General features: G+C 38.1%; 17 protein-coding genes and 1 tRNA gene. 9 read left to right on the forward strand and 9 right to left on the reverse strand.

From position 1 onward, the window contains the following. Nucleotides 1-100: 100 nt before the first annotated feature. Nucleotides 101-2,743 carry a TonB-dependent receptor gene (locus SOLCA_RS13575; protein ID WP_014681030.1) on the forward strand — a complete coding sequence of 881 codons (2,643 nt, stop codon included), beginning with the start codon at nucleotides 101-103 and terminating at the stop codon, nucleotides 2,741-2,743. 83 nt (nucleotides 2,744-2,826) lie between these two features. Here the strand turns inward: SOLCA_RS13575 and SOLCA_RS13580 are convergent, their stop codons facing one another. Beyond that, complete coding sequence (locus SOLCA_RS13580) at nucleotides 2,827-3,462, reverse strand: peroxiredoxin (RefSeq protein WP_014681031.1); 636 nt, start codon at nucleotides 3,460-3,462, stop codon at nucleotides 2,827-2,829. 320 nt (nucleotides 3,463-3,782) lie between these two features. On the opposite strand from SOLCA_RS13580, the gene SOLCA_RS13585 reads away from it, so the two are divergent. The 4 genes from SOLCA_RS13585 to SOLCA_RS13600 all read left to right on the forward strand — a co-directional run bounded on the left by SOLCA_RS13585 (nucleotide 3,783) and on the right by SOLCA_RS13600 (nucleotide 9,592). Further along, nucleotides 3,783-5,453, forward strand: a complete 1,671-nt coding sequence (locus SOLCA_RS13585; RefSeq protein WP_014681032.1) for a putative transporter — start codon at nucleotides 3,783-3,785, stop codon at nucleotides 5,451-5,453. A gap of 56 nt (nucleotides 5,454-5,509) precedes the next feature. Further along, on the forward strand, nucleotides 5,510-7,351 hold the full coding sequence (locus tag SOLCA_RS13590) for a phosphoenolpyruvate carboxykinase (GTP) (protein WP_014681033.1): 1,842 nt from the start codon (nucleotides 5,510-5,512) through the stop codon (nucleotides 7,349-7,351). A gap of 143 nt (nucleotides 7,352-7,494) precedes the next feature. Further along, nucleotides 7,495-8,205, forward strand: a complete 711-nt coding sequence (locus SOLCA_RS13595) for an MgtC/SapB family protein (protein ID WP_014681034.1) — start codon at nucleotides 7,495-7,497, stop codon at nucleotides 8,203-8,205. Between the two features lie 166 nt (nucleotides 8,206-8,371). Then, on the forward strand, nucleotides 8,372-9,592 hold the full coding sequence (locus tag SOLCA_RS13600; RefSeq protein WP_014681035.1) for an IS256 family transposase: 1,221 nt from the start codon (nucleotides 8,372-8,374) through the stop codon (nucleotides 9,590-9,592). Nucleotides 9,593-9,793: 201 nt separating this feature from the next. On the opposite strand, the gene obgE is transcribed toward SOLCA_RS13600, so the two are convergent. The 3 genes from obgE to SOLCA_RS13615 all read right to left on the reverse strand — a co-directional run bounded on the left by obgE (nucleotide 9,794) and on the right by SOLCA_RS13615 (nucleotide 11,610). Continuing rightward, nucleotides 9,794-10,789 (reverse strand): GTPase ObgE, encoded by a 996-nt coding sequence (gene obgE / locus SOLCA_RS13605; protein WP_014681036.1) that lies wholly within the window; start codon nucleotides 10,787-10,789, stop codon nucleotides 9,794-9,796. A 111-nt stretch (nucleotides 10,790-10,900) separates the two neighbouring features. Then, nucleotides 10,901-11,470 carry an adenylate kinase gene (locus SOLCA_RS13610; RefSeq protein ID WP_014681037.1) on the reverse strand — a complete coding sequence of 190 codons (570 nt, stop codon included), beginning with the start codon at nucleotides 11,468-11,470 and terminating at the stop codon, nucleotides 10,901-10,903. Nucleotides 11,471-11,536: 66 nt separating this feature from the next. Continuing rightward, nucleotides 11,537-11,610 (reverse strand) — tRNA-Arg (locus tag SOLCA_RS13615). Nucleotides 11,611-11,995: 385 nt separating this feature from the next. Between SOLCA_RS13615 and SOLCA_RS13620 the strand changes: the two genes are divergently transcribed. Beyond that, entirely contained in the window at nucleotides 11,996-12,643 is a 648-nt protein-coding gene (locus SOLCA_RS13620) for an outer membrane protein (RefSeq protein ID WP_014681038.1), read from the forward strand. A 57-nt stretch (nucleotides 12,644-12,700) separates the two neighbouring features. Here SOLCA_RS13620 and SOLCA_RS13625 read toward each other — a convergent pair whose 3' ends face one another. The 3 genes from SOLCA_RS13625 to SOLCA_RS13635 form a co-directional block, all read right to left on the reverse strand. Next, nucleotides 12,701-13,681 carry a type I phosphomannose isomerase catalytic subunit gene (locus tag SOLCA_RS13625; protein WP_014681039.1) on the reverse strand — a complete coding sequence of 327 codons (981 nt, stop codon included), beginning with the start codon at nucleotides 13,679-13,681 and terminating at the stop codon, nucleotides 12,701-12,703. 160 nt (nucleotides 13,682-13,841) lie between these two features. Beyond that, a complete protein-coding gene (floA, locus tag SOLCA_RS13630) occupies nucleotides 13,842-14,813 on the reverse strand; it encodes a flotillin-like protein FloA (protein WP_014681040.1) in 972 nt (323 codons plus the stop codon). Nucleotides 14,814-14,890: 77 nt separating this feature from the next. Continuing rightward, entirely contained in the window at nucleotides 14,891-15,874 is a 984-nt protein-coding gene (locus SOLCA_RS13635) for an SDR family oxidoreductase (RefSeq protein WP_014681041.1), read from the reverse strand. Nucleotides 15,875-16,157: 283 nt separating this feature from the next. On the opposite strand from SOLCA_RS13635, the gene atpD reads away from it, so the two are divergent. Further along, the gene (gene atpD, locus SOLCA_RS13640; RefSeq protein ID WP_014681042.1) at nucleotides 16,158-17,663 is read left to right on the forward strand and encodes a F0F1 ATP synthase subunit beta; all 1,506 of its coding nucleotides are present in this window, start codon (nucleotides 16,158-16,160) and stop codon (nucleotides 17,661-17,663) included. A gap of 85 nt (nucleotides 17,664-17,748) precedes the next feature. Continuing rightward, nucleotides 17,749-18,000 (forward strand): ATP synthase F1 subunit epsilon, encoded by a 252-nt coding sequence (atpC, locus tag SOLCA_RS13645; protein ID WP_014681043.1) that lies wholly within the window; start codon nucleotides 17,749-17,751, stop codon nucleotides 17,998-18,000. Nucleotides 18,001-18,078: 78 nt separating this feature from the next. Here the strand turns inward: atpC and SOLCA_RS13650 are convergent, their stop codons facing one another. Next, complete coding sequence (locus SOLCA_RS13650) at nucleotides 18,079-19,089, reverse strand: LLM class flavin-dependent oxidoreductase (RefSeq protein ID WP_014681044.1); 1,011 nt, start codon at nucleotides 19,087-19,089, stop codon at nucleotides 18,079-18,081. A 123-nt stretch (nucleotides 19,090-19,212) separates the two neighbouring features. Between SOLCA_RS13650 and SOLCA_RS13655 the strand changes: the two genes are divergently transcribed. Next, entirely contained in the window at nucleotides 19,213-19,434 is a 222-nt protein-coding gene (locus tag SOLCA_RS13655) for a VF530 family protein (protein WP_014681045.1), read from the forward strand. An 8-nt stretch (nucleotides 19,435-19,442) separates the two neighbouring features. Here the strand turns inward: SOLCA_RS13655 and SOLCA_RS13660 are convergent, their stop codons facing one another. Then, the gene (locus tag SOLCA_RS13660; RefSeq protein WP_014681046.1) at nucleotides 19,443-20,438 is read right to left on the reverse strand and encodes an ABC transporter ATP-binding protein; all 996 of its coding nucleotides are present in this window, start codon (nucleotides 20,436-20,438) and stop codon (nucleotides 19,443-19,445) included. Between the last annotated feature and the right edge of the window lie 112 nt (nucleotides 20,439-20,550).

Consider the following 20,550-nt stretch of genomic DNA (forward strand, 5'->3'; position numbering starts at 1 on the left):
TATACCCAAACGCAATAATCAACAATAAACCAACTGATTATCTTGATTTTACAAAGGTTTTATCTTATCTTTTTTCTACTAAACAATAAGACCTACGTATATGAAGAATTTTCTACTGCTTATTAGTGCTCTCTTTATTACCAATATTGCGGCTGCGCAATTTACACTTAAAGGCAAAGTAACCGACCTTCAGGGTAACCCTCTTGCCGGAGTCAGCGTTCGAGAAAAAGGAACAACTCACGGAACCACGACAGATAATACCGGAAATTATTCTTTTAAATGTGGCTCGAAAAATGCAACCATCGTTTTTGCTTTTTTGGGTTACATAAGTCAGGAAATACCATTAAGTGGTCGAGAAACCCTTAATGCAACAATGGAAGAAAGCCAAAGCTCTTTGTCGGAAGTTGAAGTGGTGGGCTCAAGAAATCTTAAACGTTCGGTAACCGATTCGCCGGTTCCTGTTGACTTGATTCCTGTTTCCAAAATTGCTAATGCTACTGGAATGGTTGATATCAACTCCGTTTTGCAATACGCTGCCCCATCATTTAATGCGAATCGCCAAAGCGGTTCAGATGGAGCAGATCATATTGAACCCGCTACACTGCGCGGAATGGGCCCAGATCAAACATTGGTGCTTATTAACGGTAAGCGCCGCCACCAATCTTCTTTGGTTAATCTTTATGGCACACGTGGCCGAGGTAATACCGGAACAGATTTAAATGCAATCCCCTCCTCTTCTATTGAACGAATCGAAATTTTAAGAGATGGCGCAAGTGCTCAATATGGCTCTGACGCTATTGCAGGCGTAATCAATATTGTGCTGAAACAAACTGTTGAACAACTTGACCTGAATTTTACAGCGGGTGCTAATAGTACCGGTTATGGTGGTTCATTAGAATCTACTTCAGGCAAATTACTGGCTACGGAGTGGGATGGACAACAATACAGCGGAAATGCTAATTATGGCATTAAAATTGGCACGCAAGGAGGATTCTTTAATATTACAGGAGATGTGGACCATAAAGAAAAAACTAGCCGACCAAATTACACTTCGCTTTATCCTGATAATTACCGTGCTCAATTTGGTGATGCTTCTTACACTAATTATGCTTTAATGCTTAATAGTCGTGTTCCATTGAAAAAAAGCAGTGAGTTTTATTTTTTCGGTGGATTTAATAAAAGAAATGGCGATGCATTTGCCTGGACGCGTGAACCAGAAAGTGAGCGAAATGTTATATCAATTTACCCAAATGGCTTTGATCCTCATATTCAATCAAGTATCAGTGATTATTCTGCATCGGCAGGACTACGTACTATAGTTGGTAAATGGAACGCTGATTTTAATGCCACCTATGGACGCAATCGTTTTGAATACGATGTAGACAGAACCATAAATGCATCATTGGAGACGGCCTCCCCTACCAATTTTGAGGCCGGCGGATTTGCCTTGGGTCAATTGAATTTGAGTGCCAACTTTACACGGTCGTTTGACAATAGCCTTAATGGTCTTAACCTGGCCTGGGGGGTGGAGTACCGGAACGAGCAATATAAAATCTTTGCAGGTAATGAAGATTCATGGAAACAGTATGGTCCTGTAATATTTAGCATAGATACTACTTATGATGATGCAGGTGAAATTGCTTCCATAGATACAACCTTTCGTCCTGGAGGATCACAAGGTTTCCCTGGCTTTCAACCTAAAGACGAAACCAATCAAACCAGAAATAATATAGGAGGATATATTGATGCAGAGTTCGACATTACTAAAAATATGCTGGTAGCGGCAGCTGTTCGACTTGAAAATTATAGTGATTTTGGTTTTACGGCCAATTTCAAGCTCGCCACTCGCATAAAAGTATCCGACAAAATAAACATCAGGGGATCATTAAGTAGTGGATTCAGAGCTCCATCATTACCCCAGATCTATTTTAGTTCAACATTTACCAATGTGGCTGCCGGAAAAATTGTAGACCAGGTGATTGCACCTAATAATAGTCAGCTTGCGAAAGAAGTGGGTATTCCCGAATTAAAAGAAGAAAAATCGTACAATGCGAGTTTAGGTTTCACCTTACGACCTATTAATGAACTCTCATTTACCGTGGATGGCTATTGGGTGAAAGTACAAGATCGGATTGTATTAACCGGCTTATTCGGAAACGATGATGATGTTATTGGCCCTACATTGGAACAAATGAATGTTGGAGCGGCACAATTCTTTACCAATGCCGTTGATACCCGAACAATAGGGCTTGATGTAATTGCGGCATATACTACTCCTATTGGTACTGGTAATCTAAATACAACACTAGCGGCAAACTTTAATGATATGCAGCTAGACAAGGTTCAAACAACTGCTAAACTAGTTGGTAAGGAAGATATCTATTTCGGACCGCGTGAAAAGTCTTTTCTTCTGGCTTCTGCCCCTCCTTACAAAATCAATTTAAGTTTTGATTATAGTATTAAGAGGTTTAATGCCTTTTTACGTTTTAACCAGTTTTCGGGCATAGACCTTACCAACTGGAATGACGAAGTTGACCGTTATTCAGCCAAACTTACAACAGACCTTTCCATCGGATATAAATTCAACAAGTATGTTAATATGACTGTTGGTGGAAACAATATTTTTGATGTTTATCCATCTCATCATGATCCAGGATTAACTGAAAGCGGTGGCATGTGGGATGCTGTCCAGATGGGTTTCAGCGGAGCCTATTTCTTTGGCCGACTCGGTTTTACGTTCTAAAGCCTAAAAACAAAAAGAAGAAACGATAAGCTCGTTTCTTCTTTTTGTTTTTAGAGACTTTCTTAATTTAGAAAGTCCTACACTTATTTATTTGGTTGAGGAGTATAACGCAAATATGGTTTTACAATGCGGTGTCCCTTTGGAAATTTAGCAGGAACATCTTCCGTTGGAATAGAGTTGACGATAATACAATCATCACCGTCTTTCCAATCTACCGGTGTTGCTACACTGTGATTAGCAGTTAACTGAAGCGAATCAATCACCCGCAAAATTTCATAGAAATTTCTACCTGTTGATGCAGGATAAGTTAACGTAAGCTTAATTTTCTTATCAGGTCCGATTACAAATACAGAACGTACAGTTAACGTATCCGATGCTTTAGGATGAATCATTCCGTACAGATTAGCGACATCTTTGTTGGGGTCAGCAATAATTGGAAAATTGACTTCAGTATTCTGTGTTTCGTTAATATCATTAATCCAACCAATATGTGACTCAAGCGGATCAACACTAATAGCAATTACTTTGACGTTACGTTTGTCGAATTCCGATTTCAATTGAGCAGTTCTGCCAAGTTCGGTTGTACAAACAGGCGTATAATCAGCCGGATGCGAATAGAAAACACCCCAACTATCACCTAAATAATCATGAAAATCAATCTCTCCTTCTGTTGTCTGAGCCTTGAAATTAGGAGCAATATCACCAAGTTTTAATTCCATAGTATTTATATGTTTTTGAATTTCAATATAAGCAAATTTAAAAAAATAAACTATAAAAATAGTTAATCTATAAACCAACTATTTTATAGACATCTTTCTTATAGTGTACAAAATACACTATTAAATTTCGTTACAAAATTTTATTTGGCTGCCTCCTTCCACGAAAGTGCAAACAAAAACAATTAATAATCAATATATTAACGTATTTTAATAGTATAATAAACGGCTAATTTTTTCCCGTTTTTGTAACCCTGACGAATATCATTTATTAATATTTATAATAGAATCATCTTTGATACCACAGAATAACTATTAGAAATATGAATTGGTTTGAGTCGTTATTGTTTAAAGATTCAGTTGCTCATGCAGCATTAATATATTGCTTAACAATAGCGTTCGGAGTGCTACTTGGTAGGGTAAAAATATTAGGCATTTCACTAGGTGTAACCTGGGTATTATTTGCCGGAATATTTTTCTCTCACTTCGGACTTATTATTAATAAAGATGTTGAGCATTTTGTAAAAGAGTTTGGACTTATTTTATTTGTTTATACCGTAGGGTTACAAGTAGGTCCAGGTTTTTTCTCTTCACTAAAAAAACAAGGATTAACTTTTAATTTATTAGCAGCCAGTATAGTAGGGCTTGGTGCCTTAGTTACTCTCGCCCTACATTTTTTAACCGGACAACCATTGCATATTCTTGCCGGTGTAATGTCGGGAGCGGTAACTAATACGCCGGGATTAGGAGCGGCACAAGAAGCATTGAGAGATGTTCACGGACCAGCTGCAGCTGCCATGATAAATGAGCTCAACCTGGGTTATGCAGTAGCCTATCCGTTTGGTGTTATTGGTATAATTCTGGTGCTCATTATTATTCAGAAAATTTCAGGCATAAATCTTAAGAAGGAGCTTGAGAACTATAATCAGAAACTCACAGAACATTCGGATTCACTGGCCATATTAAATGTAAAACTTGAAAATCCCAACCTATTCAATCAGCCACTGAGCATACTTTTCAAGACACTAAATCTGCATTTTGTTGTATCAAGAATCCGAAAAGGAAATGAAGTGATAACGCCTAATAAAGAAACGCTGATGCAACAGGATGATGTTCTCATGATTGTAGCATCCAAATCAGATTTTTCGAAACTGAAATTGCTTATCGGCCAGCAAACAGGCGAAGACCTTACTCAAAAACAAGGCAATACAATTGTACAACATATTGTTGTAACGCATGATGAAGTAACTCACAAACCGATCAAAGAATTGGTGTTGAAAGAGAGAGGATATTACAACATCACCAGGATTAATCGTGCCGGGATAGAATTCATTGCCACCGGAAGTTCAACCTTACAAATTGGTGATGTACTTACTGTGGTTGGCGAAACGGAAGCTGTAGGAAGGTTTGCTAATTTATTAGGTAATTCTTTAAAAAGACTGGATCATCCACAATTAGCACCTATATTCTTTGGTATACTCATCGGTATATTATTCGGCAGTATTCCAATTGCCATATCGGGTATGCCAGCTCCGGTAAAGATAGGACTTGCAGGAGGCCCACTAATCGTTGCATTAATCATCAGCCGTTTTGGTTCCCGTTTCCATTTGGCAACCTACGTTACACACAGTGCAAATCTTATGCTTAGAGAAATTGGGATTGTTTTATTCCTCGCAAGTGTAGGTCTTTCATCGGGTGAACATTTTGTCGAAATCCTTTCTAATGGTGATGGACTTACCTGGATGGGTTACGGAGCCATCATTACTGCTGTTCCATTACTGGTCGTAGGATTTGTTTCCAAGTATGTATTCAAGAAAAGTTACTTTGAAATTTGCGGATTGCTATCCGGAGCATCAACAGATCCTCCTGCACTGGCTTTTGCTACTCATGCATCCGGCTGCGACGCTCCTGCTGTAACGTATGCAACAGTATACCCGCTTACAATGATACTCAGAATATTGATTGCTCAATTTATCATTCTTCTTTTCGGGTAAACAATATAATAACCATTAATTGTCCTAATTATAAACACATATAAAACTATTATAAAATGAACACCAGAGTATCTTATCTCAAACATGAGAAGCTAAAAAATTGGATCAAGGAGGTCATTGATCATGTACAGCCAGATGATATTTATTTATGTGACGGATCGAAGGCCGAATATGACCTAATGTGTGATAAACTTGTTAAAAAAGGAACCTTTATAAAACTAGATGAAAAAAAATGGCCTAACAGCTATGCTTGTTTTTCAGACCCGAGCGACGTTGCCCGTGTAGAAGACAAAACGTTCATCTGTAGCAGAACAAAGGAAAATGCTGGTCCAACTAACAACTGGATGGAGCCTAAAGAAATGAAAAAAATCTTAAGTGGCTTACTAAAAGGTTGTATGAAAGGACGTACGCTTTACATTATTCCATTCTGCATGGGTCCTCTTGGCTCTCCTATTGCTAAAATTGGGGTACAATTAACCGACTCTGAATATGTAGTTACAAACATGCATATTATGACTAGAGTGGGTGAAAAAGTACTTGAGCAATTAGGTACAGAAGGAGACTTTGTTAAATGTTTACACACCGTTGGCGCTCCTTTGACAAGTGGACAGGAAGACGTTAAATGGCCTTGTAATCCTACTACTAAGTACATCGTACACTATCCGGAAGAAAGGTCAATTGTATCTTATGGATCTGGTTACGGAGGTAATGCCTTACTAGGTAAAAAATGTCTTGCCTTGCGCATAGCTTCTGTAATGGGTAAAGAAGAGGGTTGGTTAGCTGAACACATGCTGATCTTAGGCTTAGAAGACCCTAATGGAAGGAAAACTTACGTAGCAGCTGCATTCCCAAGTGCTTGTGGTAAAACAAACTTTGCAATGCTTATCCCTCCTGCTGAATTTGAAGGATGGAAAGTAACTACCGTTGGCGATGACATAGCATGGATAAAACCTGGAGCAGATGGAAAACTATATGCAATTAATCCTGAATATGGTTATTTCGGTGTAGCACCAGGCACTAATACCAAAACTAACCCTAATGCGATGAAAGCATTATCTAAAAACTCCATCTTTACCAACGTGGGAGTAACTCCTGATGGCGATATTTGGTGGGAAGGTTTAACAGATAAAGCGCCTGATAATTTAACTAACTGGCAAGGACAAAAACATGATCCTGCAAGTGGCAAACCTGTAGCTCACCCTAACGCAAGGTTTACTGCACCAGCATCTCAATGTCCTTCTATTGACCCAGATTGGGAAAATCCTAATGGAGTGCCGATTGCTGCGTTTGTATTTGGTGGCCGTCGCGCAACTACAGTGCCGTTGGTTTATCAAGCGTTTAACTGGAATTTTGGAGTGTACCTTGCTTCAACAATTGGTTCTGAAATGACAGCTGCAGCATTTGGTGAAATCGGTAAAGTTCGCCGCGACCCATTTGCCATGCTTCCATTCTGTGGTTATCATATGGCCGACTATTTTAACCACTGGTTACAATTTGGTCGCAACCTGCCTAACGCACCGCGTATCTTCTGTGTTAACTGGTTTAGAAAAGACAATGACGGCAAATTCTTATGGCCAGGATTCGGCGATAACATGCGTCCGTTAAAATGGATTGTAGACCGTGTAAATGGTGATGCAAGTGCTGTGGAAAGCCCGATCGGATGGATGCCTCGCTACGAAGACATGGATTGGAAAGGTCTTGACTTCTGCAGAAATGATTTTGAAAAGATTATGGAAGTAGACAGAGAGGCTTGGAAAAAAGAAGTAGCTAACCATGAAGATTTGTTCTTACAGATGTATGACAAATTACCTAAAGAGTTCTTCTTTATGCGTGAGTTGTTACTATCATCATTATGGCGTTCTCCTGAGCACTGGGGATTACAACCAGAAGAAGCTTAAAAATTTTTCATACAATAATAGATTTAGATTTTAATACAGAAAGACTGTTTCGCCCGAAACGGTCTTTTTGCTATTAAGGATTCTAAACAGGAAAGCATGCACGAAATTTCGTATTTTTCGTTTCTAAAATTATCGAATATCTTTTGGAAAAATATTTACAGCTAAACCCCTATGAGTTACGACTGGCACTGGCTTTTTTATTAGGTGCTGTTATCGGAACCGAACGTCAACTTAGGCATAAGATGGCTGGTATGCGGACTAATGCACTGGTAGCAATCGGTGCCGCTATGTTCGTTATTCTTGGAGAGAAAATTATGGGCGACCAATCAAGTGCTGCTCGCGTGGCCGCACAGATAGCTTCAGGTATCGGTTTTTTAGGTGCCGGAGTGATCATGAAAGATAGCTTTAACATCAGCGGTTTAAATACCGCAGCTACAATTTGGTGCTCAGGAGCTGTTGGAGCATTATGTGGTATGGGTTACAGCTATGAAGCTGTTTTGGGGAGTTTTTTTGTTTTAGTCTCGCACTTACTATTACGACCCTTAGGCAAAAAAGTGGTCAACAGATATTCTTCCTATGAAGAAGGTGAACACCGATACACCTTGAAAGTTAACTGCAGTAATCAGGCAGAAAAGAGAATCCGGGAAGAGATATTGATCTACATCAAAAAGTACAATATGCGGGTTATTAATATGAATCTTGAATATGATAAGGTAAAAAATGAGTCCATTATTTCTTTTGCTGTATTAAGTGATAAGGCCGGAGGTAAAGAAGTTATGGAGATGATGCAAACAATTAATGACGATGACGAAGTTTCATCCGCCTTTTGGGAAGTGGAGGTTGAGAATCCGTAAGACTAAAGGCTCGCAAAGTCGCAAAAAAGTATTATAAAAAAAAAAGGTCCTTGTATGCAGATATGCAAGGACCTTTTTATGTAATTAAAACTTTGCGTCTTAGCGAGGGTGGAAAATAAACTGTGTCAAATGTTAGAAAGAATTAAGACCTTTAACACAGTTTTTTATGGAAACACCAGAATTTGATTTAGAGTTTATTAAGAAGAAAGCCTTGGAGCAGTTTCGCTCAGGTAAGTCTCTGTACGGCAAAGAAGGGGCATTCGCACCATTGCTGAAACATTTTTTAGAAGCCGCCTTGCAAGCAGAGTTAGAGGGCCATTTGGATGAGGAGGAACGCAACTCGGGCAATCGGAAGAATGGCAAAGGCCAAAAGCAACTCAAAACGTCCGATGGAACGCTGACCATCGAGACTCCCCGCGACCGAACCGGCACCTTTGAACCCGAACTGATCCGAAAACGGGAAACCATCCTGGCCGAAAGCCTAGAGTCCAAGATACTGGGGATGTACGGCCTGGGGATGAGCTTCCGGGACATCTCCAAACACATCAAGGATATGTATGACACGGACATCTCCCACGCCACCCTGAGCGCCATTACCGACAAGATCCTCCCGCAGATAAAAGAATGGCAAAGCCGTCCTTTGGAAGAACTGTACACTATCGTTTGGCTGGATGCCATGCATTATAAGGTGAAAGAAGATAACCGGGTGGTATCGCGGGCTGTTTACAACATTCTGGGCATCAATCGTTATGGTAAAAAAGAGCTATTGGGCATGTACGTCTCGCAAAGTGAAGGCGCCAATTTCTGGCTGGGCGTACTGACCGATTTAAAGAACCGTGGAGTCAGCGACATCCTGATCGCCTGCATTGATAACTTAAAAGGCTTTGCAGAAGCCATTAACGCTGTTTTTACCGAAACAGAAGTACAAACCTGCATCGTTCATCAAATCCGCAACAGTCTGAAATACGTGGCCTCTAAAGATCAAAAAGAGTTCATGAAAGACCTGAAGCCTGTTTACCAGGCTGTAAACAAAGATCTGGCCGAATTACGGCTGGAGGAACTGGAGGAGAAATGGGGCAGGAAGTATCCGGTGGTCTTGCAGTCCTGGCGCCATAACTGGGAAAAGCTTAGTACGTATTTCAAATACGATGTGGCTATCCGACGTTTGATCTATACGACCAATACCATTGAAGGCTTTCATCGGCAGGTACGCAAAGTGACCAAAACCAAAGGCGCCTTCACCTCGGACACGGCCCTGATCAAATTGATTTATCTGGCCCATGGCAACATCAGCCAGAAATGGACCATGCCGCTGACCAACTGGGCCCAAACCGCCTCTCACCTGGCCATTTGGTTTGATGGAAGAATGAAGTTAGATTTGAACTAACAAACAAAGGTGTTGAAATATGGAAAACTCGAAAAGAGTTTACCACATTCCAACTCCTCAACAATAACAATAATAATGGTTGACACAGTTTATTTTCCACCCTCAAAAGTATTATAAAAAAAAAGGTCCTTGTATGCAGATATGCAAGGACCTTTTTATGTAATTAAAACTTTGCGTCTTAGCGGCTTTGCGTACTGCTTTTTAGTCGTTAATAGCTTTCCACAGCAAATCCTTTAACTCAACAATACCTTTTTGTGCTACGGATGAAATAAACTGATGTGGAATGCCTTTTGGCAGTTCTTTTTCCATTTCAGCAATGAGTTCCTCATCCAACATATCAGCTTTAGTAATTGCCAATACACGTGGTTTATCTAATAATTCCGGATTGAACTGCTTGATCTCATTTAATAAAATCTCATATTCTTTTTTAATGTCTTTACTATCTGCTGGAACCATAAATAGTAAAACCGAATTACGTTCAATATGACGAAGGAAACGAATTCCTAAGCCTTTACCTTCCGCTGCTCCTTCAATAATTCCAGGGATGTCAGCCATTACAAATGAACGATTGCCGCGATAAGCTACAACCCCTAAGTTTGGAACCATCGTAGTGAAAGGATAATCCGCTATTTCAGGTTTTGCTGCTGAAACCACCGACAATAGCGTTGATTTTCCGGCATTTGGAAAACCCACTAAGCCTACATCCGCCAATAGTTTTAACTCAAGCACTTTCCATTCTTCTTTACCAACTTCACCAGATTGTGCAAAGCGTGGCGTTTGATTAGTTGGAGATTTAAAATGCCAGTTTCCCTGCCCACCACGACCACCAGGAGTGATAATTTTTGTTTCACCATCCTGTGTAATCTCTAATAATACCTCATCTGTTTCAGCATCTTTTATAACTGTTCCCAAAGGAACTTCTAATATCTCATCTTTTCCCTGAGCACCGGTTTTCAATGCACTTCCCCCACTCTCACCATTTTCTGCAATAACATGCTTACGATATTTTAGGTGTAGAAGCGTCCATAGTTGGCTGTTACCTTTTACAATAACATGTCCACCACGACCGCCATCACCACCATCAGGACCACCTTTTGCCGTCTTTTTATCACGGTGTAAATGAGCAGAACCTGCTCCTCCAGCTCCAGAACGGCAGCATATACGAACATAATCAACGAAATTGGAACCCTGACTCATAAGATTTCAGATTGTTTGGAAATTAAATTACTTATAAAAGAACAAAGAGTCAAAAGCCAAGATGAATTGCTCATTCCTGACTCTTGACTCTTTAATTTATATTTTAAAAAATTAGTATTTATCTACTACAGCACAAAGATCATTGAAGATCACATCAATCTCACCAATACCGTTTACTTTACTTAACTTGTCTTGAGTTTCATAGTAAGGTAAAACGTGGATGGTTTTCTGAAAATACTCATCAATTCTCTTTTTAAGTTTTTCAGCATCATCATCAGCTCTGTTAGAAATTTTCTTACGTTCTGCGATACGATTGGTTAATTCCTCTTCAGTAACATCTAACGCAATAACACCTGTTATTTTGCTTCCTTTACTTTCTAAATAGGTGTCTAACGCCTCTGCCTGAGCTACTGTACGTGGAAACCCATCAAAAATAAATCCTTTAGCATTCGGATTTTTACCCACCTCTTCTTCCAACATGTCAATAGTAATTGAATCAGGAACCAATTGTCCATCTGCAATTAACTGACTAACTTTTTTACCTAGAGTTGTTTCATTTTTGATGTGAGCTCTAAATAAATCACCCGTCGAAATATGCACCAACTGGTATTTGTCAATTAACTTTTGAGATTGAGTTCCTTTGCCAGCTCCCGGAGGGCCGAATAAAACTAAGTTCAGCATGTCTACGTTGGTTAAAAACTAAAATAGCCTGCCAATTTTGCTGACAGGCTATTGATTGAATTTTTGTGGACCCAAAGGGAGTCGAACCCCTAACCTTCTGATCCGTAGTCAGATGCTCTATCCAATTAAGCTATGGGTCCTTCTTTTTAGTGAAGGCCGCTATCGTTGTAACGGGAGTGCAAATATAAGGACGTTTTTAAGTTTGTCAAAAGTTTTTTCAAAAAAAATAAGGAGCCTTCACTATCTATATTCATTATCAGCCAAATAAATTTAAAATATTTTTCAAAGCATATGAAAAAACCTGCTAAAATCGGTCTTTAGGACTACTCCTAAAGCAACTCTTCTACTATTTTTTATTCAAAAACAGTGAAAATTTAGCAATACACTCCATTCCTTGCTTGAAAAACACATCATCTTTGACTTTCTGTTTTATTAGTCATCATGTATTTTAAATTAAACGATTATTGTTTAACTTAATATTTATTGAAGAAAACAATCATTTCTTAACACCTTACGAAACACATTATGAAGAAGCTCTCTCTAATTTTCCTTTTTTCCCTGTGCCTTACCATAAGTGCAATGGCTCAGAATGTCCGGCTAAATGGTTATGCAGCTTATGTATTTGACGATGCCGTGGACTCCTATTATAGTGAAACTGATTATTTTAGTGGAACAATAAAAGGCGGATTTCAATGGGGGGCTGGAATTGAATACCTGCTACCCTCTCAATTCGGAATTGAACTTACTTACCTTCGACAAGACACAAACGCTCCAACTGATTATATATCTAATCCTGTACAAGGTTTGCAATTTGCCAATTTCGATCTGGGAATAAATTATATAATGCTTGGAGGAAATAAATACGTTAAGGTAAAACCACAAATAGAGCCTTATGGCGGACTTCAGGCTGGTGTTGCAATATTTGACCTTTCCAACCCGGTAAATAACAATAAATCGAATTCTACGAAGTTTGCATGGGGGCTCAAAGGTGGTGTAAACTTTTACGCTTCTCCTAAAGTTGCTATTAAAATACAGGCAAGTCTATTATCATCCGTTCAGGCCGTGGGAGGCACCTTTTATTTTGGCACTGGAGGAACAGGAGCTGGAGTAGGGAGCTATTCATCAATGCTCCAATTTGTAATAGGTGGCGGCTTAACCGTTAACTTGAATTAATATAATTACATGTTACGAGCCGTAAGAATTTATATAACTCGTAACATGTTAATAAGCTTAATGAATATAACTTTCTAAAATTTTAAATGCTGCATTCGTTTTTAATTCAACAATTTGAGTTGATGCAGGTATTAAAATACAATCCCCTTTTGCTACAGCCAATACTTGATCATCAAATTGTAATACGTATGAACCTTCTAAACATACATGAATAACAAAGCTATCTAAGTTACTGTAATCTCTTACTACATTTTTATTGTAGGCCAATACATTAGTAGTAAAGTAAGGGCAATCTACTAACTCCACTACTTTGTTATCTGCTGCAACGTACTGAGTTTTATAATTATCATAGTAATTATAATCAATAGCTGCTAATGCTTCCTGCACATGCAGTTCACGTTTATTACCTTTATCGTCAACTCTGTCGAAATCGTAAATACGATAAGTGATATCCGAAGTTTGCTGAATTTCTGCGATCAATAAACCCTTACCAATAGTATGAACTCTACCAGCCGGTAAAAAGAAAACATCATCAGCTGTAACTGCTTCTTTATTGAGAATATCGTTCAATTTTCCTTCATTAAATTTTTGAACATATATTTCCTCATTTACAGGTTGATTAAACCCTGATATTAGGGAAGCCCCTTCATCGGCTTGGATCACATACCACATTTCCGTTTTACCGAAAGAATTATGACGTTTTCTTGCTAATTCATCATTGGGGTGAACCTGAATAGAAAGGTCGTCATTAGCATCAATAAATTTCACTAATAAAGGAAACTCATTCCCAAATCGTTCATAAACCGACCTCCCTACTAATGCTGCTTTTTTTTCTTCCAATAATGCTGATAAAGAATTTCCCGCCAAAGGACCATTTTCGACAATCGAAACATCACTTTTAACTCCGGAAATCTCCCATGTTTCACCACAGTTAGAAAGCGGAGAAAAATCTTTTCCTAATACTGTTTTTATCTTGCTGCCACCCCAGATCTTATCTTTAAAGATGGTTTTAAATTTTAAGGGATATAATTTGTTCATGGTTCAAAATTAATAAAATAAGCAAAAACGATTTAGCATAAATATATTAATTAATATCTGTTTCGTTTTATAATAGTACAATAAAAAAGCAGTTTATCATTGCATGAATGCATACAATAATAAACTGCTCTAAAAATACTTATTTATTGAGATTTAAAAGCTATTTCTTATCACCTTTAGGTTTTGAAATCGACTCGCGCATTTCAGTGTCCGCTTTCATATTTTGCATGCGGTAGTAATCCATAATTCCCATATTACCAGATTTAAATGCATCTGCCATGGCTTTAGGAATCTCTGCTTCTGCTTCAATAACTTTTGCACGAGCATCTTGTGCTTTAGCACGCATCTCTTGCTCTAACGCAACAGCCATCGCTCTGCGCTCTTCTGCACGTGCATTAGCTACCTTTAAATCTGCTTCTGCCTGATCTGCTTGAAGTTTTGCACCAATATTTTCTCCGATATCAATATCAGCAATATCAATAGAAAGGATTTCAAAAGCAGTTCCAGAGTCCAGACCTTTTCCTAAAACTACTTTAGAGATACGATCAGGATTTTCCAATACTTCTTTATGATTAACAGCAGAACCAATTGTTGTTACGATACCTTCTCCTACACGAGCCAAAATTGTTTCTTCACCGGCCCCTCCTACCAATTGATTAATATTGGCACGAACAGTAACACGCGCTTTGGCCACCAATTGAATACCATCTTTAGCCACGGCTGCTACCGGAGGAGTATTAATTACACGAGGGTTTACTGATAATTGAACCGCATCAAATACATCACGACCAGCTAAGTCAATGGCTGTAGCCAATTTAAAATCTAACGGGATGTTTGCTTTATCGGCTGATATTAATGCTTTAATTACATTATTTACATGTCCGCCAGCCAGAAAGTGAGTTTCAATATCATTACTGGTAATTTTTAATCCGGCTTTAGTTGATGTAATCATCGCATTAACCACCAACGCAGGCGGTACTTTACGCAATCGCATCAATACTAAATTGATCAAACTTACAGGAGCTCCAGATAACCAGGCTGTAAACCATAAGTTAACTGGGAATAAATAAAGGAATACAAAAAGTGCAATTACTGCACCAACTACAAACAATACAATGGTAATTGGTTCCATAGATGAATAATTAATTGTAAAAAGAAGTCTGGATACTGAAATCTAAACTTTAATAAAATAACCCGAAAGTAATAAAATTAATTATGGTTCAATTGATTATTTACAATCTTCAGGCCTTCCTCAAAAGAATGGGGATTATATCCTAATTCCTTAACAGATTTATCTAAAATAAACTCTGTTTTAACAGGTCTTTTTGCAGATTGATTTAAGGTTTCAGCAGAAATTGGAGTGATTAATGATTTGTCGAGGTTCCAAAAATCAGCGACGCGCTCAACAATTTCAAGAATACTCATAAAATCCTTTCCGGATGCATTATAAATACCTTGTGCACGCTTTTCCATTGCTAACACGCATATATCGGCTAAATCTTCGGCTAACGTTGGATTTCTATATTGATCATTCACTACATTAATCTTTTGTCCTTTTTCCAAAGCACCTTTAGCCCATAGAATTATATTACTACGGCTCATATCTTTTACCACACCGTAGACTATAATTGTACGCAGAATTGCATAAGCAATATCGCTATTAATTAAGAGCAGTTCTGATTCCAATTTTGTTTGTCCGTAATAGCTCAATGGATTAGCCACTGCGTTTTCATCATATGGACCATCAGCTCCATCAAAAATGAAATCGGTAGATAAATGAATAAAATGTGCTCCAGTTTGCTTGCACGCCTCAATAAAATATTGAACAGCATCAACATTTAGTTTTTTGCAAAGTTCTTTATCCGATTCACAAGCATCAACATTTGTCATTGCTGCGGTATGAATAACATGATCGGGTTTATGCTTTTGCATAATTGCAATTACTTCCGCATGATTAGTCACATCTAAACTCTCATAGCTATAACCTTCTTCAAGATATCGATCAACGCCCTTTGCAGTTGCAATAACTGTATAAGTTGAATTGTTGCGTAATTTATCTAATAGCTTTTGACCTAATAAACCGTTGCTGCCGGTAATTAATACTTTTTTTGTCACTGTGCTTATATATTCTAAAAATGAAACCTGTGTTGCCTGATTATCTTTTTTATTGGTAAGGTGATAGGTGAATCCCATTGCAGAAATATTTACTATACTTTTTGATCCGTCTTTATAAAAAAATTAAGGTAAACTGCCTCAAAGATACACTTTAATCTATTTTACTAAAGTGTATTAACTGTTTGACTTAGTAGTTTTAACTAATTCGCTATTCTACAATATTTCAACTGAAAAAGAGGTGCAAAAAGAATGTTAAAAAATGATGTAAAAATGGGTTTGATTTTCTTTTAAATAAATTATCTTTGCGACACTTATAATTCAGCCTTAAAACGCTTAATAACAAAGAAAAAAGTTCAAAATTATGCCAAATATTGGGAAAATTGCTCAAATCATCGGACCTGTAGTAGACGTTAGTTTTGCTAATGATGCTACGTTACCTAAGATTTACGATGCATTGGTTGTAACAAAAGACAACGGACAAAAAATTATTTTAGAGGTTCAACAGCATTTAGGAGAAGACCGTGTACGTACTATAGCGATGGACTCAACCGACGGTTTAGTTCGTGGCATGGATGCAGTTGATACTGGCTCGCCTATTAAAATGCCTGTTGGAGACGCTATTAAAGGACGTTTGTTCAATGTTGTTGGTGAAGCGATCGATGGTATTGATCAAGTTTCTAATGCTAATGGCTACGAAATTCATAACAAACCCCCTAAGTTCGATCAATTAAGTGTTGATACTGAAGTATTATTTACTGGTATCAAAGTTATCGACTTATTGGAGCCTTATCCAAAAGGTGGTAAAATTGGTTTATTCGGTGGTGCCGGTGTAGGTAAAACCGTATTGATCATGGAATTGGTAAACAACATCGCTAAAGCTTACTCAGGTTTATCTGTATTTGCCGGTGTAGGTGAGCGTACCCGTGAAGGTAATGACTTATTACGTGAGTTCATTGAATCAGGCGTAATTAACTACGGTGAAGAATTCTTACATTCAATGGAAGCCGGAGGTTGGGACCTTTCTAAAGTTGATAAAAATAAACTTAAAGAATCAAAAGCTACATTAGTGTTCGGTCAGATGAACGAGCCTCCTGGTGCACGTGCTCGTGTTGCGTTATCAGGTTTAACTGTAGCTGAATATTTCCGTGACGGCGATGAGCAATCAGGTGGCCGTGATATCCTTTTCTTCATTGATAACATTTTCCGTTTCACTCAGGCAGGTTCTGAGGTATCAGCGCTTTTAGGTCGTATGCCTTCAGCGGTAGGTTACCAACCAACCCTTGCTACAGAGATGGGTTTAATGCAAGAGCGTATCACTTCAACTAAACGTGGTTCAATTACTTCAGTACAGGCTGTATACGTACCTGCCGATGACTTAACTGACCCTGCTCCTGCTACTACTTTCGCCCACTTGGATGCTACTACGGTATTGAGTCGTAAAATCTCTGAGTTAGGTATCTATCCTGCGGTAGACCCTCTTGACTCTACTTCACGTATCTTAAGTCCTGCTGTATTAGGAGATGCTCACTACGGAACTGCTCAACGAGTTAAGAATATCTTACAACGTTACAAAGAGTTACAAGATATCATCGCGATCTTAGGTATGGATGAGTTATCTGAAGAAGATAAATTGACTGTATCTCGTGCTCGTCGTGTACAACGTTTCTTATCACAACCATTCCACGTTGCTGAGCAATTTACTGGCTTAAAAGGTGTATTGGTTGATATCAAAGATACAATCAAAGGCTTCAACATGATTATGGATGGTGAAGTGGATGAATATCCGGAATCAGCATTCAACCTTGTAGGTACTATCGAAGATGCTATCGAAAAAGGTAAAAAATTATTAGCTGAAGCAAACGCATAATTTTGATTTGAGATATGGGATATGAGATTTGAGACCACTGTCTTCAATTTCATATTTCACGTCTCACATCTCAAATCTTAATACTATGATTTTAGATATTTTAACACCTGATAAAACAGTTTTTTCCGGTGAAATTCTTTCAGTAACCGTTCCAGGCAAAGGTGGTTCTTTCCAGATTTGGGAAAATCACGCTGCTATTATTTCTACATTAGAAAACGGTTTGGTAGAAATCCGCTTGAAAGATAAAACTCAGGAGCTATTCAACATTAAAGGTGGTGTTGTAGAAGTACTTAAAAATAAAGTGGTTTTACTAGCTGATGGTGTTGTAGAAAAATAACAGAGAACATTTCTTGTTAATTATAATAAAAAAGTCCCGTCTCGGTTTAACCGGAACGGGATTTTTTTATCTGATGAATTAATGCTGCTTCAATTCAAAAACTTCTGCTAGCAGCTCATAAGACCGTAAACGATCTTTAAAATCGAGCGTGATATTAGCCAGTATCAGTTCATTCACTTTATAATCTTTTGCCAACTGCTCCAATCGTATTTTTAACTGATCGGGTGTGCCGCATATTAATCGCTGACGATTAAACTGAATTCGCTCCTGTTCAAAAGGTGTATAAACTGCATTTTTTACATCATCATAAGATACCGGATCAAATTTGCCCTTAGTTTCCAGCTGGATAAAACGGTAATCCATGACTTCAATTTGTTGGCGTACTTTTTCTTCATCCTCAGAACAGAATGCAAAAAAAGCTGCATTAGCTTCTGGTTTAGCATTATTTCCATTGGCACTAAAACGTTGTTTATATAATTCAACTGCTTGCGGCCCCCCTATCGGATTAATAAAGTGAGCAAATGAAAATCCTAATCCAAAATGAGCAGCAAAAACAGCACTTTGTCCACTCGAACTTAATATCCATTGCTCGGGTGAAGACTGCGAGTTGGGTGTAACATGAATATTTGCCAAATACGTTCCTGCTTCAGCAGTATCATGCAAATAATGCTGCAGATCTGAAAGTTGCTCTATAAAGTCTTGTTCGCTAAAGTTATTTGAAGGATTTAAAATAGATGCAGTAATACGATCGGTTCCGGGAGCTCTCCCCATTCCCAAGTCAATCCTGCCAGGGAAAATTGTTTCCAACATCCTGAAGTTTTCTGCTACTTTCAGTGCACTATGATTAGGAAGCATAATTCCACCTGAGCCCACTCTTATATGTTGTGTTTGTCCGGCCAGATGGGCTATCAATACTTCTGGTGTTGACCCTGCCAGACTTCTGGTGTTATGATGTTCTGATACCCAAAAACGGGTATATCCTAACTTGTCAGTTAGTTTAGCTAATTCTACGGTTTCACTTATGGCTTGTTCGGCTGTTCCACCCTTTTGTATCGGAGATTGATCTAAAACACTTAAACGTAAAGTCATTCTATTTAAATTAAAATAACATATAGCTTATCTACTATATATCCATTAATGACAACCAAATTGACTATTTTGTTTTAAGCATTCTATAAAGCCTTCTATCCTTTAATTACTTTTGCAATAATTATGAGTAGCATACAGCCCAATAATCCCTTACATGGAAAAACACTTGAAATGATCCTGACAGAACTTGTTAATAGGTTCGGATGGGAAGAATTAGGATACCAGATCAGGATAAACTGTTTTATCAGCAATCCGAGTATTAAATCAAGTTTGACATTTTTAAGAAAAACACCTTGGGCCCGACAAAAGGTAGAAGAATTATATATTAAGAAAATCAAAGCTTAATAACTTCCCTATTCGTTCACCTCAGCATAAGACATTATGCTGACAAATACCTGATCTTCTTTTTTGAAGCGTCCGATATGTGGATAACTAACCTGTAATTTCCTGTTCAATCCCTCAATTTCAACTATTAATAACTCAAAACCACCATTGTATTCTGCTTTTAACACTTTTGCAGGTGTTCCGGAAACGGATGATAGGGTAATTTCATGAGGATGAATCAACACTTTATCTGAGGTATTTACTTCTCTGTTAAATGTGGTAGCAAATGACGAAGCATCAACAATATTTACAGCTCCAAATAAACGAGCTACGTAGGTAGATTGTGGCTGATTATAAATTTGTTTCGGTGAGCCTTCCTGAACAATACTACCGTTTTGCATTACTACAATACGATGAGATAAAGATAAGGCATCAGTTGAATCATGAGTAACCATCAAAATTGAAATACCAGTTTTCTCTACTAATGCTTCCAAATCACGCTTCAAATGGTTCTTAAGAATTACATCCAGATTACTAAAGGGTTCATCCAAAAGCAGTAAATCTGGTCCAGAAGCCAAGGCTCTGGCAATAGCTACGCGCTGTTGCTGTCCTCCGCTCAAGTTAATAGCCTGCTTATCTTTTAGATCAAGGATATTAAGTAGCTCTAAGACTTCATGGATACGTTTCTTTTTATAATCCAGATCAGTATTAGGAAGTACGGGAGCAATATTATCATAAACCTTCGCATAAGGATTAAGATTATAATCCTGCTGCACAAAGTGCATTCCTTTTGTACCAGGCAGTAAGTTTACAGAAGGACCATAGATTGGTTTTTCGTTAAAGGTAATTGTTCCTTCATCTGCATCCAAAATACCATAAATGAGTTTAAGTAAAGTACTTTTTCCACTACCACTTGCACCGACTAAACTAACTATTTCACCCTTATTGATTTGAAGGTTTATATTGCTTAAAAAAAACTGCTCGTTACCGGGATATTTCTTAGAAATGCTATTGATTATTAACATAGGCATTAAAAATAAGCATGCAATTTGATTTTAGCCAATGCTAATTGAAAGTATTATAAAAAAAGAGAAGCCCATCTCACGACGGGCTTCAACTTTTTCGAAACCGGATCCA

This window comes from Solitalea canadensis DSM 3403 (assembly GCF_000242635.2).
Taxonomy (GTDB): domain Bacteria; phylum Bacteroidota; class Bacteroidia; order Sphingobacteriales; family Sphingobacteriaceae; genus Solitalea; species Solitalea canadensis.

Excerpts from the sequence above, each read along its gene's own strand:
- SOLCA_RS13575 (WP_014681030.1), top strand. The coding sequence starts at position 101 with ATGAAGAATTTTCTACTGCTTATTAGTGCTCTCTTTATTACCAATATT.
- SOLCA_RS13580 (WP_014681031.1), bottom strand. The coding sequence starts at position 3,462 with ATGGAATTAAAACTTGGTGATATTGCTCCTAATTTCAAGGCTCAGACA.
- SOLCA_RS13585 (WP_014681032.1), top strand. The coding sequence starts at position 3,783 with ATGAATTGGTTTGAGTCGTTATTGTTTAAAGATTCAGTTGCTCATGCA.
- SOLCA_RS13590 (WP_014681033.1), top strand. The coding sequence starts at position 5,510 with ATGAACACCAGAGTATCTTATCTCAAACATGAGAAGCTAAAAAATTGG.
- SOLCA_RS13600 (WP_014681035.1), top strand. The coding sequence starts at position 8,372 with ATGGAAACACCAGAATTTGATTTAGAGTTTATTAAGAAGAAAGCCTTG.
- obgE (WP_014681036.1), bottom strand. The coding sequence starts at position 10,789 with ATGAGTCAGGGTTCCAATTTCGTTGATTATGTTCGTATATGCTGCCGT.
- SOLCA_RS13610 (WP_014681037.1), bottom strand. The coding sequence starts at position 11,470 with ATGCTGAACTTAGTTTTATTCGGCCCTCCGGGAGCTGGCAAAGGAACT.
- SOLCA_RS13620 (WP_014681038.1), top strand. The coding sequence starts at position 11,996 with ATGAAGAAGCTCTCTCTAATTTTCCTTTTTTCCCTGTGCCTTACCATA.
- SOLCA_RS13625 (WP_014681039.1), bottom strand. The coding sequence starts at position 13,681 with ATGAACAAATTATATCCCTTAAAATTTAAAACCATCTTTAAAGATAAG.
- floA (WP_014681040.1), bottom strand. The coding sequence starts at position 14,813 with ATGGAACCAATTACCATTGTATTGTTTGTAGTTGGTGCAGTAATTGCA.
- SOLCA_RS13635 (WP_014681041.1), bottom strand. The coding sequence starts at position 15,874 with ATGGGATTCACCTATCACCTTACCAATAAAAAAGATAATCAGGCAACA.
- atpD (WP_014681042.1), top strand. The coding sequence starts at position 16,158 with ATGCCAAATATTGGGAAAATTGCTCAAATCATCGGACCTGTAGTAGAC.
- atpC (WP_014681043.1), top strand. The coding sequence starts at position 17,749 with ATGATTTTAGATATTTTAACACCTGATAAAACAGTTTTTTCCGGTGAA.
- SOLCA_RS13650 (WP_014681044.1), bottom strand. The coding sequence starts at position 19,089 with ATGACTTTACGTTTAAGTGTTTTAGATCAATCTCCGATACAAAAGGGT.
- SOLCA_RS13655 (WP_014681045.1), top strand. The coding sequence starts at position 19,213 with ATGAGTAGCATACAGCCCAATAATCCCTTACATGGAAAAACACTTGAA.
- SOLCA_RS13660 (WP_014681046.1), bottom strand. The coding sequence starts at position 20,438 with ATGTTAATAATCAATAGCATTTCTAAGAAATATCCCGGTAACGAGCAG.